The sequence below is a fragment of the Tenacibaculum sp. M341 genome (assembly GCF_004337695.1).
In the GTDB taxonomy this organism is placed as follows: domain Bacteria; phylum Bacteroidota; class Bacteroidia; order Flavobacteriales; family Flavobacteriaceae; genus Polaribacter.
Map to the genome: position 1 here is coordinate 40,498 of NZ_SJXJ01000017.1, position 15,549 is coordinate 56,046.

The following is a 15,549-nucleotide window of genomic DNA, read 5'->3' on the forward strand; positions in this document are numbered from 1 at the left end:
TTTAGGACGGCACAAAAGTAATTAAATAAAATAACGTAAAGCCATTAAGATGGTTATTTTTTATAACTCAGTGATTTGTTTTTCAATAGCTTTAGAAGATAAAGCACAAAAACCGTTTTCAACAATTCCTTTTTTGTTGATTAAAACCATTCTAGGAAATTTACTGCTTAAGAAGTTATGAGCATTACTTTCTGAATTTAAATAATACTGATGTTTGATATCAAGTTCTTTAATGTATTGGTTTTTTTCATTGTTAATATTAATAACAAGAAATTCAATGTTTGGATTGTTATTTATTAAATAGTTCATTCTAGAAGCTACCCAACTATCAGAAGAGTATTGTTTGTTTCTAAAATAAATAACTGCGTTCTTATGCTTAATAACACTATTTATATTTTCAATAGCACCATCAGGAGCAGTAACAGAAAAATTAGGAATTCGTTTGTGCTTTTTGATGCCTTTAACATCTTTCACTAATAAAGAGATTTCTTCTTTATCTTTTTCATTAGTAGATGAAGAAATGAAAGTATCAAATGCTTTTTTGTTAATACTACAACTTTTTTTATTGTAAAAATGTCTGATAGTAGTTTCTTTAAGTAATTTATTCTTTAGTTTTTCAGAATCTATCTTTTCATTAATCGCGTTAAGTAACGCAATTGTGAATTCATCACTATCATCTTCTATTTTTTTCTTGTAAATATCCGAGTATAAATGATTGTATACATATTCGCGATAAGGAGTGTAAAACATCAACTGAGAGTTGTTGATTGAAGCTGTATTTCTATGTTCAACAAATGAACTATCAATCTGCTCTGGTTGATCTTTCAAACTATTATCTATAATAAAGCTTTCGATTTTTGTATATAAAGGGTAGTGTAGCGCTACATTTAAAATATCAATAAACTTTTCAGAATAATCAGTGTTATTAAGTTTATATTCTTCTATAAAATCTTTTTTTGTTTGCTCTAAAGAATCAACTTTATGTTTAAACTCTTTGGCTGGTAAGTTGTAGTATTTATAAAAGTTTCTTTGTTCTTCTTCGTTAGATAAAAAACTTTCAACTAGTAAATTATTCCTATCCGCATTGGTACCACTAAAGACTAAAGACTCATCAAAATCCCAAGTATTTAATCGAATTAACAAACTATCTTTAGGTTCTAAAAAAACATATTGTAACTCTGCACCATGCTTAAAGTAGTATAAACCAGAATGAATATTTTCTAGTTTCCCCATAAAAGTGTGATTTTTTTCGATGGCAATAGAATCAACGATTTCATCATTGTGATCGAAAAGAAGTACAAAGCTATCTTTTGGATTTATGATCTTTCCTCCAAAATAAGTAAGCTTTTTGTTTTCTTTAGAATTACATCCTATTAATAAGATTGAAATAAAAAAAGTAAAGTATTTTATCATATATATTATTAGAAACACGTAATTATCAACACCCAAAAATAGAAATAACACTCAAAAATAGGTGTTAATTCGATGTTAATATTAATTTTAGTAAGAAATTTTTAACGATTGTAAAATATCTGTCTCAATGCTTTAAAAAGATTATAGATTTTATACTTTTGCATCGAATTTAAAAAAAAGAAGAATGTTATCAGTTTCTAATCTATCAGTTCAGTTTGGTAAACGTGTTTTATTTGATGAAGTTAATACAAAATTTACGCAAGGAAATTGTTACGGAATTATCGGAGCAAACGGAGCAGGTAAATCTACCTTTTTAAAAATATTATCAGGACAAATTGATCCTACATCTGGTCAGGTACATTTAGAGCCAGGTAAAAGAATGTCTGTTTTATCTCAGGATCATTATGCATTTGATGAGTTTACAGTTTTAGAAACTGTAATAATGGGAAATAAAGATTTATACAAAATCAAAAAAGAAATTGATGCTTTGTATGCTGATTATACAGATGAGAATGCTGAAAAAATTGGTGAATTACAAGTGCAATTTGAGGAGATGAATGGATGGAACGCCGATTCTGAAGCAGCTGCAATGTTATCGAATCTTGGCATCAAAGAAGATGTACATTATTCTTTAGTGAAAGATTTAGATGGTAAACAAAAAGTACGTGTGTTATTAGCACAAGCTTTATTTGGTTCTCCAGATGTATTAATCATGGATGAGCCTACCAATGATTTAGATTTTGAAACAATTTCTTGGTTAGAGAACTTCTTAGCAAATTACGACAATACTGTAATTGTGGTTTCTCACGACCGTCACTTTTTAGATTCAGTTTGTACTCATATTTCTGATATTGATTTTGGTAAAATCAATCATTTCTCAGGAAACTATACTTTCTGGTATGAGTCAAGTCAATTAGCAGCAAAACAACGTGCACAACAAAATAAAAAGGCAGAAGACAAAAAGAAAGAATTAGAAGAATTTATCCGTCGTTTCTCTGCAAACGTTGCAAAGTCTAAGCAAGCAACTTCTCGTAAAAAAATGATAGAGAAGTTAAATGTTGAAGAAATTAAACCATCAAGTCGTAGATATCCTGCAATTATTTTTGATAGAGATAGAGAAGCTGGAGATCAAATATTAAATGTTGAAGGCTTATCTAAAACTGATGCTGAAGGAGAGTTATTATTCTCTAATGTAGATATCAATTTAAATAGAGGAGATAAAGTAGCAGTTTTATCTAAAAACTCTAAAGCTACAACGGCATTTTATCAAATTATATCTGGAAATGTAGAAGCTGATGCAGGTAAATTTGACTGGGGGGTAACAACCACACAATCTTATTTACCATCAGATAACTCTGAGTTTTTCCAAAATGGAGATTTAAATTTAGTAGACTGGTTACGTCAGTATGCAAAAACAGAAGAGGAAAGAGAAGAGGTTTTCTTAAGAGGATTTTTAGGAAAAATGATTTTCTCAGGAGAAGAAGCGTTAAAAAAGAGTAATGTATTATCTGGGGGAGAAAAAGTTCGTTGTATGCTATCTAGAATGATGATGACTAGAGCGAATATTTTAAAGTTAGATGAACCAACTAACCACCTTGATCTAGAATCGATTCAATCATTAAACAATTCTTTAATCAATTTTAAAGGAACTGTTTTATTCACAACGCATGATCATGAGTTTGCTCAAACAGTAGCAAATAGAATTATAGAAATTACACCAAAAGGAGTAATTGATAAGTATGCAACTTTTGACGATTATTTAGATGATCCAAAAGTTAAAGAATTAAGAGAAAAAATGTACTCATAAATAAAAAAGGAAGCTGAAAAGCTTCCTTTTTTATTTTATAAATTCTTGTTTTTTATTTTCTAATAGGACTAATAATTTCTACATCACTAAAAGCAATAGCTCCTCTTATAATTCCATCAATACTACTTTTTAAAGCTTCAATTAATTGCATTTTTAATTGAGATTTATGGTAAATTAAACTTACTTCTCTTGCCGGTGGAGGTGTAGTAAATTCTCTTAAATGACTTTTGTCTTCTTCATTTAAATCTAAAGTATTTAAATAAGGTAATAATGTCATGCCAAGTCCATCTTTGGATAGTTTAATTAAAGTGTCAAAACTTCCGCTTTCTAAATGAAAAGGTTTGTCGTCTTCCTTTCTATTTAATTTACATAAGTTGATAACACTATTTTTAAAACAATGTCCATCTTCCAATAAAAGAACATCTTCTAATTCTAAATCTTCAACTTCTAGTTTTTGCTTTTCATATAATCGGTGTTCTTTCGGAATTAAACCAACAAAAGGTTCATAATATAATACACGTTCTTTAATAGCTTCATTACCTAAAGGAGTAGCGGCAATGGCAGCATCAATATATCCATCTGAAAGCTTTCTTATAATTTCATCAGTTGTTAATTCTTCAATGATAAGTTTTACTTTCGGGTAGTTTCGTGTAAAATGTTTTAAAAACATAGGTAACAGCGTAGGCATAATTGTTGGAATTATCCCTAACTTAAACTCTCCACCAACATATCCTTTCTGCTGATGTACAATATCTACAATTCGATTACTTTCATCTACAATAACTTTTGCTTGTTCAATAATTTTTTCACCAACAGGAGTTAATTCGATTGGTTTTTTAGATCGATTAAAAATTTTAGCATCTAATTCTTCCTCTAATTTTTGTATTTGCATACTTAACGTAGGTTGAGTTACAAAACAATGTTCAGCAGCAACTGTAAAGTTTTTATGCTCAGCAACTGCTAATGTGTACTTTAATTGAGTAATCGTCATTAATAATATTTTTTGATAAAGATATTAATTCTATCGATAAAACTAATAGTAGTTCTGATTTAATATGAAGTAATTTTGAATCACAATTTAAAAACAAATAATCATGAATAATACAATATTAGGTTTAGATAAAGAGAAAACAAAAGAAGAATCGCAAGAGTTAAATATCCTTTTAGCAAATTTTCAAGTATTTTACCAAACTTTAAGAGGACTACACTGGAATATAAAAGGAAAAAACTTTTTTGAGTTACATGCAAAATTTGAAGAATTGTATTTAGATGCTCAAGAAAAAATAGATTTAATAGCAGAAAGAGTGTTAACCTTACAAGGAACGCCAATGCATACATTTAAAGACTATACTATGAACGCTACTGTTGAGGTAGGAGAGAATGTTTTTAAAGATGAAGAAGCTGTAGCTTTAATTGTAAGATCTCTATCTGAGTTATTAAAAATAGAAAGAGGAATCCTTGAATTATCTGATGAGATTGGAGATGAGGGAACTAACTCTATGATGAGTGATTTTATTGCAGAACAAGAAAAAACAATATGGATGTTTAATGCATGGTTGAACTAAAAAGCTACTATTTATAACTAATCTAATTATTAAACTTAAGTTTAATTTGGTAACTTTTTTTTAAAAGCAAATTAAAGTCAAGTTGACGGAAACTTTAATTTGACATTGTTGTTTTGTGCTGGGAATATAAAAACTAAATAAATCCAATTACAACAATGAAAAAATTAAAATTAAGTATAGTTGCTTTATTAGCATTATCTATTTGTACTACTACATTTTACTCTTGTGAAGACGGTATGAATGGTATGGATGGTGTTGACGGAGTAGACGGACAAAACGGGGCAGATGGTCAAGACGGTCAAGATGGTCAAGACGCTACTCCAGTATTAACATCTTCTAAAACACCAAACTTTTTAAAAGTAACTAGTGATTTTGTAGGATTAAAGATAACTCCAATTTTATCTTCGGAGGATGTAATTCCTAATACTCCAGATTTCGTTTACGGATCTATGGCTGATGGTGCTGGGTTATTAAGTGAAGCAGATGGAACTTTTACGTTAATTAATAATATAGAAGCTGATTATTCTGTAGCTAGAATTAAATTAGATGAAAACTTAAGACCTATTGCAGGAGATTATATTTTAAATGCTGCTGCAACTGCAGAAACTGCTCAATGTTCAGGATCAATGATCAGTCCAGAAGAGCATGGTTTCGGACCATTATATTTATCTGGTGGAGAATGGGGAGGATCTTCTAAAGGAGTTTTCGCTACAGATCCATACAAATCAGCTGATGACGCTGGAACAGGAAGATTATTACCAGCTTTAGGTCAATGGTCTACAGAAAATGCTGTTGTTATTGGTAAAGATGCTTACCCAAATAAAACAGTTGCTTTTATAGGAGATGATCATTCAGATAACGACGTTCCTTCTGGACAATTAGGAATGTATGTTGGAGATAGAGGAGATTTAGAAACAGGTAAATTATACGGATTAAAAGTTACTACTGCTGGAGTAGACTATGAAGTTGATATGGTAGAAGGAACTGAGTATGATGCTGAGTTCGTTGAGTTAACTGAAACTGAAATTAGTGCTTTAGATGCTGAAGCTAAATCTAAAGGAGTTATGGGATTCTCTCGTTTAGAAGATATCGACTGGAGAAGAGGTGCTGCAGGTAACCAAAGAGAGCTTTACTTTGCTGTTACAGGTAGAAATAAATCTGGATTAATGGGTAAAGGTACTTTCTTAGGACGTATTTATAAAGTTGTATTAAATGATACAGATCCAACAGGAGCAGCTAAAATTACTTGTATTTTAGATGGTGATAAAGTTGGAGGAAAAGCTGAAGGATTCCATTCTCCAGATAATATTTTAGTAACTGAAAATTATGCTTACATTCAAGAAGATCCAAATGGATATTTAGATACTGCAGTAAACGGATTTGCTAAATTATACCAATACAATTTAAATACAGGGGAAATCAAAACTGTATTAGAGTGTGATCAAAATAGAGCTGCTGATATGGGATATGGTTCTAACACAAGAAATTGGGAAATTACAGGTATGATTGATGTAACTGACATTGTTAACAATGGTAAAAACACATTCATCGTAATTACTCAAAATCATGGATGGGAGCCTGCAGATGGAACATCATTTACAGATCCATTAGCGAATCCTGATTTAGGAAACAGAAAAGAAGGTTCAGTATTACACGTTATCACTGGGTTAGAAAGATAAAAAAATGAAAGACATATTAAGTCGAGCTAAGGCATACCTCTGTGTATGTCTTTTGCTTTTGTTAGTTGGATGTGGTAAAGAAGATAAAAAATATGTAGCTGTAGCTGATTTTTCTACAGATATTTCTGTTTTATATAATGACTATTTATCTAATGCGATAACTCATTTAGATAAGATAAATTTAGAAAGTACATCTTCTTCAGAAAGAAAAGAATTTTACAAAACAGCCAGAAAGTATTTTAAACTAATGGAGCCAATTTTGGCGTATTCAGATAAGAATAATTACAAATCGTTGAATGCACCAAATATTATTCAAGTTAAAGGAGAGGAATCTCAAGACACAAGAGTTATCAATCCAATAGGTTTTCAGGTAATTGAAGAAAATTTATACGAAGATCAAATTGATACACTTGTATTGAATAGAGCCGTTAATGTAACTAGAGATCGATTAAAATTAATTCAGAAGAATGTTGCGTTGAAACTAAAGGATTATCATATCATTTGGATGTTAAGAGATCAAATAGTAAGAATTGCAACTACTGGTATTACAGGATTTGATTCACCAGTATTAAGTCAATCTTTATTAGAAAGTAACTATACTTATAATACAATAATTGAAATTGTAAAAATGAATGAAAACAAGTTCAAATCAAAAGAACTAAAAGATAAATTCATTGAAGAAATTATTGTAGCACAAAAAGATTTAGATCATGATTTTGATACTTTCGATCGTTTTACATTTATAAAAAAACATACCGATTATCAGTTGAAATTATTAGTTGACATTCAAAAAGATTGGAATGTAACATTTCCTTTTGAAATGGCATTATCAAACTCAATGACAACACTTTTTTCTGATACAGCTTTCAATATTGATTATTTTTCTGATCAACTAAGCGACACCACAAAGCTTTCTGAGAAAATAATTTTCGGTAAAGAATTATTTAACGATAAATCTTTATCTAAAGATTATTCAATGGCTTGTGCAACATGTCATGTAAAAGATTTAGCTTTTACCGATGGTAAGAAAACATTTGATAAAAATCAAACTAGAAATACACCAACAGTTACATATTCGGCTTATCAGCAAGCTTTTTTTATGGATGCCAGAGCTGGTAGTTTAGAAGGACAAGTCGTTGGTGTTGTAAAAAATCATAATGAGTTCAATATGTCTATGGATTCAGTAGTAGCTAGAGTAATGAGTAATGAAACTTACAAGAATAAGTTATCAGATTTATATAAAAATAAAAGAGTTGATTATAATATTAGACATGCAATTGCATCTTACATAAGAAGCTTAAATTCATTCGATTCTAAGTTTGATAAAAATATTAGAGGAGAAGAAAATACTTTAACAAAAGAAGAACAATTAGGTTTTAATTTATTTATGGGAAAAGCAATGTGTGCAACTTGTCATTTTGCTCCTGTTTTTAATGGAACTGTTCCTCCAAATTATACAGATACAGAATTAGAGTTTATTGGAGTTCCGGCTACAAAAGATACTTTAAATGCAAAGTTATCTCCAGATTTAGGAAGGTATGAATTGTTTAAAACACCAGAACGTAAGCATTTCTTTAAAACACCTACCATCAGAAATGCAGGAGTTACAGCTCCATACATGCATAACGGAGTGTATACAACTTTAGATGAGGTTATGGATTTTTATAATAAAGGAGGTGGAGCAGGATTAGGAATTGAAAATGATTATCAAACCTTACCTTTTGATAATCTTAAGCTTTCTAAAGAAGAAATAGCAGCAGTAATAGCATTTATGGAAACATTAAACGATAGTAAAAACTAAGTTTGCATTTACAGCTAATTAGCGCAATAAGAAAAAAAAGCCTCATAAATTTATGAGGCTTTTGTTATTTTATCGTATTGGTCTATCACTTGTATAAGTTGTAGAAAAATTGGTCCAATTGTATTTGTCTTTTAAAAATTTGGCAGGATTTGTACATACAGTTCCGCCTTTCCAGCCCCAAGGTGCATTTGCTCTGTTTGAACCATTACCATTGTCGCCAACAAATGAAGCGCCTGCAAAAGTTAAAGGATTGTTTCTTTGTTGCCATAAAGTAGCTGACAATGAAGTAAGGTTGTAGTTAATGTTTTGAGGTAGATTTCTTGAGTTTTTATCAGGGCTCACTCCAGGTTGACCGTTAAAATAGTATTTAATATATGATCCATCTCTATCAGAAGAACCTGCATAAGCTCTCATACCATGTCCTTTAGCTTCAATAAACATTTGTGGTTGATTTCCTTCTAATAAAATTTCGTTTTTATTATAATCATAAATAGAAGAGTGCCATATTGTTTGCGCATTAATTATTTCTCCAAATTCGCCACTTTCTCCTTTGTTTGCGGTTATTAAAACACCTTCCATGTCATTTTCATGAGAGTCTAATGAGCATAAAAAAGGTACATCAGTCCAATCTCTTGGATGATAAACGCTGTATAAAATAAAGTAGTTAGTTTCGGTATATGTTACATAGTAGTAAACATGCGGAATTAATTTTCCATTATCTCTACCAGAAACCATGTTTTCCCAATTGTTTTTGGTATTCCAGTCATTATCATAATTAACAGCAGTAATCCAATCGGCAGAACCGCTTTTAGATTGATTTCTACATAAACCATCAGTAGTATCAACATCTTGAAAAAATACGGGTGCGTAATTAACAGCAATTTGATAGTCTGTTTTTTCAGAAGTTTTATTGATAGTTGTTGAGGTAAGTTCAGTGTCGTTTTCTATAATTTCATCATTACAAGAAACACACATGAAGCATGCTGAAATTAAATAACTTAAAATGTTTTTTGTTTTCATTGAGTATAATTTTGGGTTAAAAAAGGATAGCAATAATAACAATGATAATGGAGATAAACATTAAGTAAAAGTTAGAAAATTGTAGAAATTTGAAAGAAAAAAAGGAAAATTTGTAATTTTACGAATGTGCTGCGACCAAATAGGCTTGTACAAAATCAATTATTAAAAATGAAAAAAGCAATCGCATTATCGATAATGGCTTTATTAGCTATTTCGTGTAAACAAGAACAAAAAACTGAAACTAAAAAAGAAACACCTAAAGAAGTTGTAAAAGAAGACAAGTTTCCAAAGGTATTAGGAGAGGTTTTTGAAAAACACGGAGGATTAAATGCTTGGAGAAAAGCCAATTTTGTGTCATACAAAGTAAATGGTGAAGAGCATACTACCGAATTAAAATCTAGAAAATCATTAATTACAGCAGAAAAATATGCTTTAGGTTTTGACGGAAAAGATGTATGGTTAAGTCAAAAAGACACTACAGCTTTTAAAGGTAACCCTGAGTTTTATCACAATTTATATTTCTATTTTTATGCAATGCCTTTTGTATTGGCTGATGATGGAATTATTTATTCAGAAACGGCACCATTAGAGTTTGAAGGTGTATCGTACCCAGGTATAAAAATTTCTTACGAAGCAAATGTGGGTGTTTCACCAGATGATAATTATTACATTTATTACCACCCAGAAACTAAGCAAATGGCTTGGCTAGGGTATACGGTAACTTATTTTTCAAAGAAGCCAGCAGAGAAGTTTAATATTATTAGATATAATGATTGGGAAAATGTTAACGGTTTCTTATTACCAAAATCTATAACTTGGTTCAAAAAAGATGATAATGGTAAATTGTTAGAGCCAGCTCGTGATCCTATTCAGTTTTCATCAGCATTGGTAAGTCAAGCACCATTAGCAGATAATTTTTTCAAAAATCAACAAAAATAACCTAATCTAAATTACATTATGAGTAAAAAGTATATATGGAAAAAAGAATACACCATAGTTCTGTTAGCAAACGTCGTTTACATTGTTTTCTTTTATTTAATAACTAACCTGTATACTAAATAACTCATGCAAAATTTAGATTGGATTGTACTTTCAATAACATTATTGTTTATTGTTTTTTACGGCGCTTGGAAAACTAAAGGAAGTAAAAACGTAGAAGAGTACATTAAAGGAGGAAATGAAACAAAGTGGTGGACTATAGGGTTGTCTGTAATGGCTACTCAGGCTAGTGCCATCACTTTTTTATCTACACCAGGACAAGCTTTTCATAGTGGTATGGGCTTTGTTCAGTTTTATTTTGGATTACCTATTGCAATGGTAATTATTTGTTTGGTATTTATTCCTATTTATCATAAACTTCAAGTATACACAGCTTATGAATATTTAGAGAGTAGATTCGATTTAAAAACAAGAACTTTAGCTGCGATACTTTTTTTAATTCAAAGAGGATTAGCAGCTGGTATAACAATTTTTGCACCAGCAATTATTTTATCTGCTGTATTAGGGTGGGATTTGATTATCTTAAATATCATCATAGGTGTTTTGGTAATTGTTTACACAGTAAGTGGAGGTACTAAAGCAGTAAGTGTTACTCAAAAGCAACAAATGGGAATTATTTTCTCAGGTATGTTTATTGCTTTTTACTTAATATTAGATTATTTACCTGATGGAATTACATTTACTAAAGCCCTAGAAATAGCCGGGGCTAGTGATAAAATGAAAGTATTAGACTTTTCTTGGGATTTGAATAATCGTTACACTGTATGGACAGGTATTTTAGGAGGCACATTTTTAATGCTTTCTTACTTCGGAACCGATCAAAGTCAGGTACAACGTTATTTATCAGGAAAATCAGTAAAAGAAAGCCAATTAGGTTTAATATTTAATGGTTTGTTAAAAGTACCAATGCAATTTTTTATTCTACTGGTAGGGGTAATGGTATTTGTGTTTTATCAATTTAATGCGTCACCATTGAATTTTAATCCGAAAGCTGAAGAAGCTGTTGTTAATTCAGCATATGCTCAAGAATATAAAGTTTTAGAAGATAAACACAGAGAGATTGAGAGCAAGAAAAAAACATTGATTTTAGCTGGATTAACGGATAAAAGCAAGGCGCAGTTACAAGATTTAAATGAGCAAGACAAATTACTTAAAACGCAAGCAAAAACAATTATTGATAAAACAGAACAAAAGGTAGAGACAAATGATAAGGATTATGTTTTTATTCATTTTATATTGAATAATTTACCTAAAGGTTTAATCGGTTTATTGTTAGCTGTGATTTTATCAGCTGCAATGTCATCAACTGCATCAGAATTAAATGCTTTAGCTTCTACAACGGCTATCGATTTATATAAAAGAAATCAGAAAAAAGAGAAGAGTGAAGAGCATTATGTGAAAATGTCTAAATGGTTTACTTTAGGTTGGGGAGTATTAGCTATACTCGTTGCCTGTGTAGCAAATTTATTTGATAATTTAATACAGTTAGTAAATATTATTGGATCTATTTTCTACGGAAATGTACTAGGTATTTTCTTGTTAGCTTTCTTTATAAAAGCTGTAAAATCAAATGCAGTATTTATTGGAGCTATTATAACGCAATTGATAATTATAGTTGTGTGGTATTTAGATATACTTCCTTATTTGTGGTTAAATGCATTAGGTTGCGCATTAGTAATGGGAATTTCAACAATTCTCCAAGCTCTTGATACATCAACAACAATAGAAGAATAAAAATAAAAAAGGTCGGAAATTATCCGACCTTTTTTATTCGCAAAAAGCATTGTATTGATCTACAATTTCTTTATTAGAGTATTTTCTAAATTCATTGGTTTCAAACATCTCTTTAATTGTTTCACAATCGTCAAAATACTTCAATCCTACTTTTTTAAATTTTTTGGTTGCGTTAGTAGCGATTTTTTCATTTTCTCTTTTTAGATAGAATTTGTAAGTAACTTCATTTCTATTCCTCGGAATATTGTGTAGATCATTAAACATATTTGAGGGATTCTGATTGAAACCAATACCGATGTTACCAATTTGAATGCCAATTCCTGAGTTTTTTTTTATTTCTCGATATAAGTTTACTTTCCCCATTGAAATGGCTTCAAGTAATTTTGGAGGTAAATGTTGTTTTGTTTTAACGTATTCAAAATACTTGGTATCTATGCTGTTATTTAAATAAATTCCCTTAACCACATAGTGCTCCCAAACTTCTAATTCATCTTCAGGTTCTACTCTAAACATAATTTTGTTTTTAGAAGTAATAGTTCCGTAGCCTTCTACTGAAGTACCATCTGTAAAAATTAACTCTGCTTGAAGCGTTTGAGAAAACAAATGAAATGTAAATAATAGAAAGAATGCCAAAAAGATATTTTTCATAGTTTTAATTTTTTGCAAATATATTCTTTCGAATTAAAAAAAACTATTCTGTAAGAGATCTTTATAAGAAAAAGGTCGGAAACTATCCGACCTTTATTTTTATCATTTCAAGTTTGTTTTACTTTTTTATAAAGCTTTTTGAAATTGTTTTAGAATCTGAAACGATTTTAATGAAGTAAATACCTCTAGGTAACTTTTGTAAATTAATCTTAGTTTCAGAAATATCTAATTTACCTTTTTGTATAATAGTACCAGAGAAATCGTGAATACTATAAACACCTTCTTTTAAAGTAGATAGTTTTAGGTAAAAAGAGCCATTGTTCGGGTTTGGAATAACTTGTAGTTCATCATCATAATTAGTTGTAGTCGTTTTGTTATCATCTTTTAAAGATCTTTTAAAAACAAAACGTTCACCACCCTGAACAATTTCTTCTTCTGCACTTTGCTGAAGTACATCAAAAATAACTTCTTCTTTATCATCAATTTTTTCTAAGTTAAATTTAAATTGTAATAAAAAGCTTTCTTGATATTTTAAAGGAACCTTTCTAAAAGCAGCTTCATTCGAATAGATTAATACTTTGTTTTTATCTAGTATTTTAATTCCTTCACCTTCTAGAGAACCGTATTCTAACATAATCTCAAAATATCTTTCGTCTATAGTTACTTCAACAGTTCCGCCTCTTTCAAAAAAAGAACCATCAATTTTATCACCTTTAAAACCTTTATCAGTAAATAGTACATTAATAAATTCTGAATTTCTTTCCACACCTCTAAAAAATAAACCTAAAGGCGAGTTATCAGGATCAACATCTTGAACACTAATATTCTTTTGAATAATGTTATTGTTGTTACGAGCATTAGGTTCAATTCTACCATTCACTTCATTTGCCATAGGATCATCTGCTGAAATTATTCGAGCAGTTAAGCAAAAATGATGAATATCAGAAGCAAAATCATCAGGGTTTGGAGGAAACCATGGAAGCTCTATGATAGTAGAACCACCTGGAGCAATAGCAGGTATTTGAGCTGTACCAAGAATATCACCATGCAACACAGGTGATCCACTTACGTTTTGAAAGAAATTTATAAAGTTTGTAGGCCATAATAATCCGGCAGAAGCTTTTGTCCAATATACTTTTAACGTAGCACAGTCTGATGTTTGACTTCCTCTGTTACGAACTCTTACGTATACACCATTAGGAGTTGCAGTTTTATACTCTGCATTTTGATGAGTGGTACCACCATCTAAATTTTGACGAATCCACATATCTTGACTAGTCCAAGTAACACCATCAGGATTTGGTTCAGCACCAGTATCGGCAGGTTTGTCTTTCATGTATAAATCGAAATTAGTACCACTAGCAACACAACTATCACAATCGGTTAAACACGCGGCATTAGCTACGTTACTTCTAAGTACGTTTCCAGGTTGAGGTCCAAAACCATTCGCAAAATTAATTCCGACCGATGGAATTTGATGACAATAACTCATCATAGTTCCTCCAGAAGCAGGATTCCCAGGGTTTGCGCATGAACCTTCTGTAGATCCAGAACAACTATCAATAGCAGTGTTGTTTCCATTCCAAACGCAAGCATGTGTATGTCTTGAACCAAATAAATGACCAAACTCGTGAGTAACTACCATCACTGTCCATGTATAAGTGGGTACATTGGTAACAGTACTATTTAAACTACCAGAAACAGACAAACTATTATCTACATTAGAATTACACAATCCGTTAAAGCTAGCAGCCCAACCACTATTGATATTTCTAAAAGTTAATAGTTGTCCTAAATCTCCATTAATAGCGCTTGTATTATTTTGAAATTCACCAAGCAAAGGCAATGCATGATTTGCTGTATACGGATCAGTTGAGGTCCAAACATTTATTTCAGAAATAGTAGTGTCAATGCCTTCGTTATAATATAAAATGGCTACTTGGTTGTATAAAGCAGTAACATAATTTTCAACATTAGCAACAGAGCCTAGTGTTGTAAACATATCCTCTTCAGTTTCAAAATAAAAGCGAACACAGTTTGTTCCGTAAGCATCAGCAGAAATACCACTACCATTTAGCACATTTGGGTCATATCCTTCAAAATGATCATCTTTAACACCACATTCAAATTTATTAGTATTAATTAAATCTTTATCGTCATAAATAATAAACACAGATGTGTCTATTAATTTACCGAGATTATAATTACTTTCTCCGTAAGAAATAATTCCTTTTACATCTCCATCAAAAAAGCTAATAGCTACTAAACTATTTTGTTCAATACCTCTTATAATACCTCTGTAATGTTTTGCGCTTTCTCTATTGGGTTTGTAACGTTCTTCTTTGTTGGTTACTAAATTGTAAGAATAAAATTTATCTTCTACTTCAATAAGATCAAGTTTTGCTTTATTTCCATTTATAGGTACTTCAATAGAAATATGAGAAGATTGTATTTCTTTTGGATGAATATTATAATTCAATAACGATACATTTTTTAAACTTCTAAAAGCTTCTTTGTCAATTAGTTTTTCTTTTGGAATCTCAGAAGGAGAAAAAATATTGATGTTTTCGAATTTTATTCCCTCAGTTTTAGCTGAAGAAATTTGCTTTGCCATTCTCTGTTGTCCATAAGTAGTAAATGGGCTTACTACAAATAGGAGTATTGTTAGGTAAGAGAGTGTTTTTTTCATTTTATTGTTTTTTAGTTGTTCCTACTCGTTCGCTTTTCGGATTTCCGCGATTGTGATTATGAAGACACGTATCTAAAAACAATTGTTTAATGGCTATCTTTTAATGGTTTAATTATAAATAGCGTTGTAATTACAGTACAAATTTCTGAATAAAAAATAGTTTAAACATTGGGTAAAAACCTAGTATTTAAAGG

11 protein-coding genes are annotated in these 15,549 nt (G+C 30.4%); 6 read left to right on the top strand and 5 right to left on the bottom strand.

Annotation, left to right across the window (positions count from 1 at the left end; genetic code table 11):
* Positions 1-60: 60 nt before the first annotated feature.
* A complete protein-coding gene (locus EYW44_RS16865; RefSeq protein ID WP_132725229.1) occupies positions 61-1,413 on the bottom strand; it encodes a hypothetical protein in 1,353 nt (450 codons plus the stop codon).
* Between the two features lie 184 nt (positions 1,414-1,597).
* Here EYW44_RS16865 and EYW44_RS16870 point away from each other — a divergent pair, with 184 nt between their 5' ends.
* Positions 1,598-3,220, top strand: a complete 1,623-nt coding sequence (locus EYW44_RS16870) for an ABC-F family ATP-binding cassette domain-containing protein (protein ID WP_132725230.1) — start codon at positions 1,598-1,600, stop codon at positions 3,218-3,220.
* Between the two features lie 52 nt (positions 3,221-3,272).
* Here EYW44_RS16870 and EYW44_RS16875 read toward each other — a convergent pair whose 3' ends face one another.
* Positions 3,273-4,211, bottom strand: coding sequence for a LysR family transcriptional regulator (locus EYW44_RS16875; RefSeq protein ID WP_132725231.1), 939 nt, complete (start codon positions 4,209-4,211; stop codon positions 3,273-3,275).
* 103 nt (positions 4,212-4,314) lie between these two features.
* On the opposite strand from EYW44_RS16875, the gene EYW44_RS16880 reads away from it, so the two are divergent.
* The 3 genes from EYW44_RS16880 to EYW44_RS16890 all read left to right on the top strand — a co-directional run bounded on the left by EYW44_RS16880 (position 4,315) and on the right by EYW44_RS16890 (position 8,265).
* Positions 4,315-4,785, top strand: coding sequence for a Dps family protein (locus EYW44_RS16880; protein WP_132725232.1), 471 nt, complete (start codon positions 4,315-4,317; stop codon positions 4,783-4,785).
* Positions 4,786-4,940: 155 nt separating this feature from the next.
* Positions 4,941-6,464 (top strand): phosphatase, encoded by a 1,524-nt coding sequence (locus tag EYW44_RS16885; RefSeq protein ID WP_132725233.1) that lies wholly within the window; start codon positions 4,941-4,943, stop codon positions 6,462-6,464.
* Positions 6,465-6,468: 4 nt separating this feature from the next.
* Positions 6,469-8,265 carry a cytochrome-c peroxidase gene (locus EYW44_RS16890; protein WP_132725235.1) on the top strand — a complete coding sequence of 599 codons (1,797 nt, stop codon included), beginning with the start codon at positions 6,469-6,471 and terminating at the stop codon, positions 8,263-8,265.
* A gap of 69 nt (positions 8,266-8,334) precedes the next feature.
* Here the strand turns inward: EYW44_RS16890 and EYW44_RS16895 are convergent, their stop codons facing one another.
* Positions 8,335-9,285 (bottom strand): hypothetical protein, encoded by a 951-nt coding sequence (locus EYW44_RS16895; protein WP_132725237.1) that lies wholly within the window; start codon positions 9,283-9,285, stop codon positions 8,335-8,337.
* A 168-nt stretch (positions 9,286-9,453) separates the two neighbouring features.
* Between EYW44_RS16895 and EYW44_RS16900 the strand changes: the two genes are divergently transcribed.
* Positions 9,454-10,224 (top strand): DUF6503 family protein, encoded by a 771-nt coding sequence (locus EYW44_RS16900; protein WP_132725239.1) that lies wholly within the window; start codon positions 9,454-9,456, stop codon positions 10,222-10,224.
* Between the two features lie 126 nt (positions 10,225-10,350).
* On the top strand, positions 10,351-12,018 hold the full coding sequence (locus EYW44_RS16905) for a sodium:solute symporter (protein ID WP_132725241.1): 1,668 nt from the start codon (positions 10,351-10,353) through the stop codon (positions 12,016-12,018).
* 33 nt (positions 12,019-12,051) lie between these two features.
* On the opposite strand, the gene EYW44_RS16910 is transcribed toward EYW44_RS16905, so the two are convergent.
* Both EYW44_RS16910 and EYW44_RS16915 read right to left on the bottom strand, forming a co-directional pair.
* On the bottom strand, positions 12,052-12,666 hold the full coding sequence (locus tag EYW44_RS16910; protein ID WP_132725243.1) for a hypothetical protein: 615 nt from the start codon (positions 12,664-12,666) through the stop codon (positions 12,052-12,054).
* 118 nt (positions 12,667-12,784) lie between these two features.
* Positions 12,785-15,355 carry a M12 family metallo-peptidase gene (locus EYW44_RS16915; protein WP_132725246.1) on the bottom strand — a complete coding sequence of 857 codons (2,571 nt, stop codon included), beginning with the start codon at positions 15,353-15,355 and terminating at the stop codon, positions 12,785-12,787.
* Between the last annotated feature and the right edge of the window lie 194 nt (positions 15,356-15,549).

What these genes read in the sequence shown, in the direction of transcription:
- EYW44_RS16865 (WP_132725229.1), bottom strand. Translation starts at nt 1,413, where the DNA reads ATGATAAAATACTTTACTTTTTTTATTTCAATCTTATTAATAGGATGT.
- EYW44_RS16870 (WP_132725230.1), top strand. Translation starts at nt 1,598, where the DNA reads ATGTTATCAGTTTCTAATCTATCAGTTCAGTTTGGTAAACGTGTTTTA.
- EYW44_RS16875 (WP_132725231.1), bottom strand. Translation starts at nt 4,211, where the DNA reads ATGACGATTACTCAATTAAAGTACACATTAGCAGTTGCTGAGCATAAA.
- EYW44_RS16880 (WP_132725232.1), top strand. Translation starts at nt 4,315, where the DNA reads ATGAATAATACAATATTAGGTTTAGATAAAGAGAAAACAAAAGAAGAA.
- EYW44_RS16885 (WP_132725233.1), top strand. Translation starts at nt 4,941, where the DNA reads ATGAAAAAATTAAAATTAAGTATAGTTGCTTTATTAGCATTATCTATT.
- EYW44_RS16890 (WP_132725235.1), top strand. Translation starts at nt 6,469, where the DNA reads ATGAAAGACATATTAAGTCGAGCTAAGGCATACCTCTGTGTATGTCTT.
- EYW44_RS16895 (WP_132725237.1), bottom strand. Translation starts at nt 9,285, where the DNA reads ATGAAAACAAAAAACATTTTAAGTTATTTAATTTCAGCATGCTTCATG.
- EYW44_RS16900 (WP_132725239.1), top strand. Translation starts at nt 9,454, where the DNA reads ATGAAAAAAGCAATCGCATTATCGATAATGGCTTTATTAGCTATTTCG.
- EYW44_RS16905 (WP_132725241.1), top strand. Translation starts at nt 10,351, where the DNA reads ATGCAAAATTTAGATTGGATTGTACTTTCAATAACATTATTGTTTATT.
- EYW44_RS16910 (WP_132725243.1), bottom strand. Translation starts at nt 12,666, where the DNA reads ATGAAAAATATCTTTTTGGCATTCTTTCTATTATTTACATTTCATTTG.
- EYW44_RS16915 (WP_132725246.1), bottom strand. Translation starts at nt 15,355, where the DNA reads ATGAAAAAAACACTCTCTTACCTAACAATACTCCTATTTGTAGTAAGC.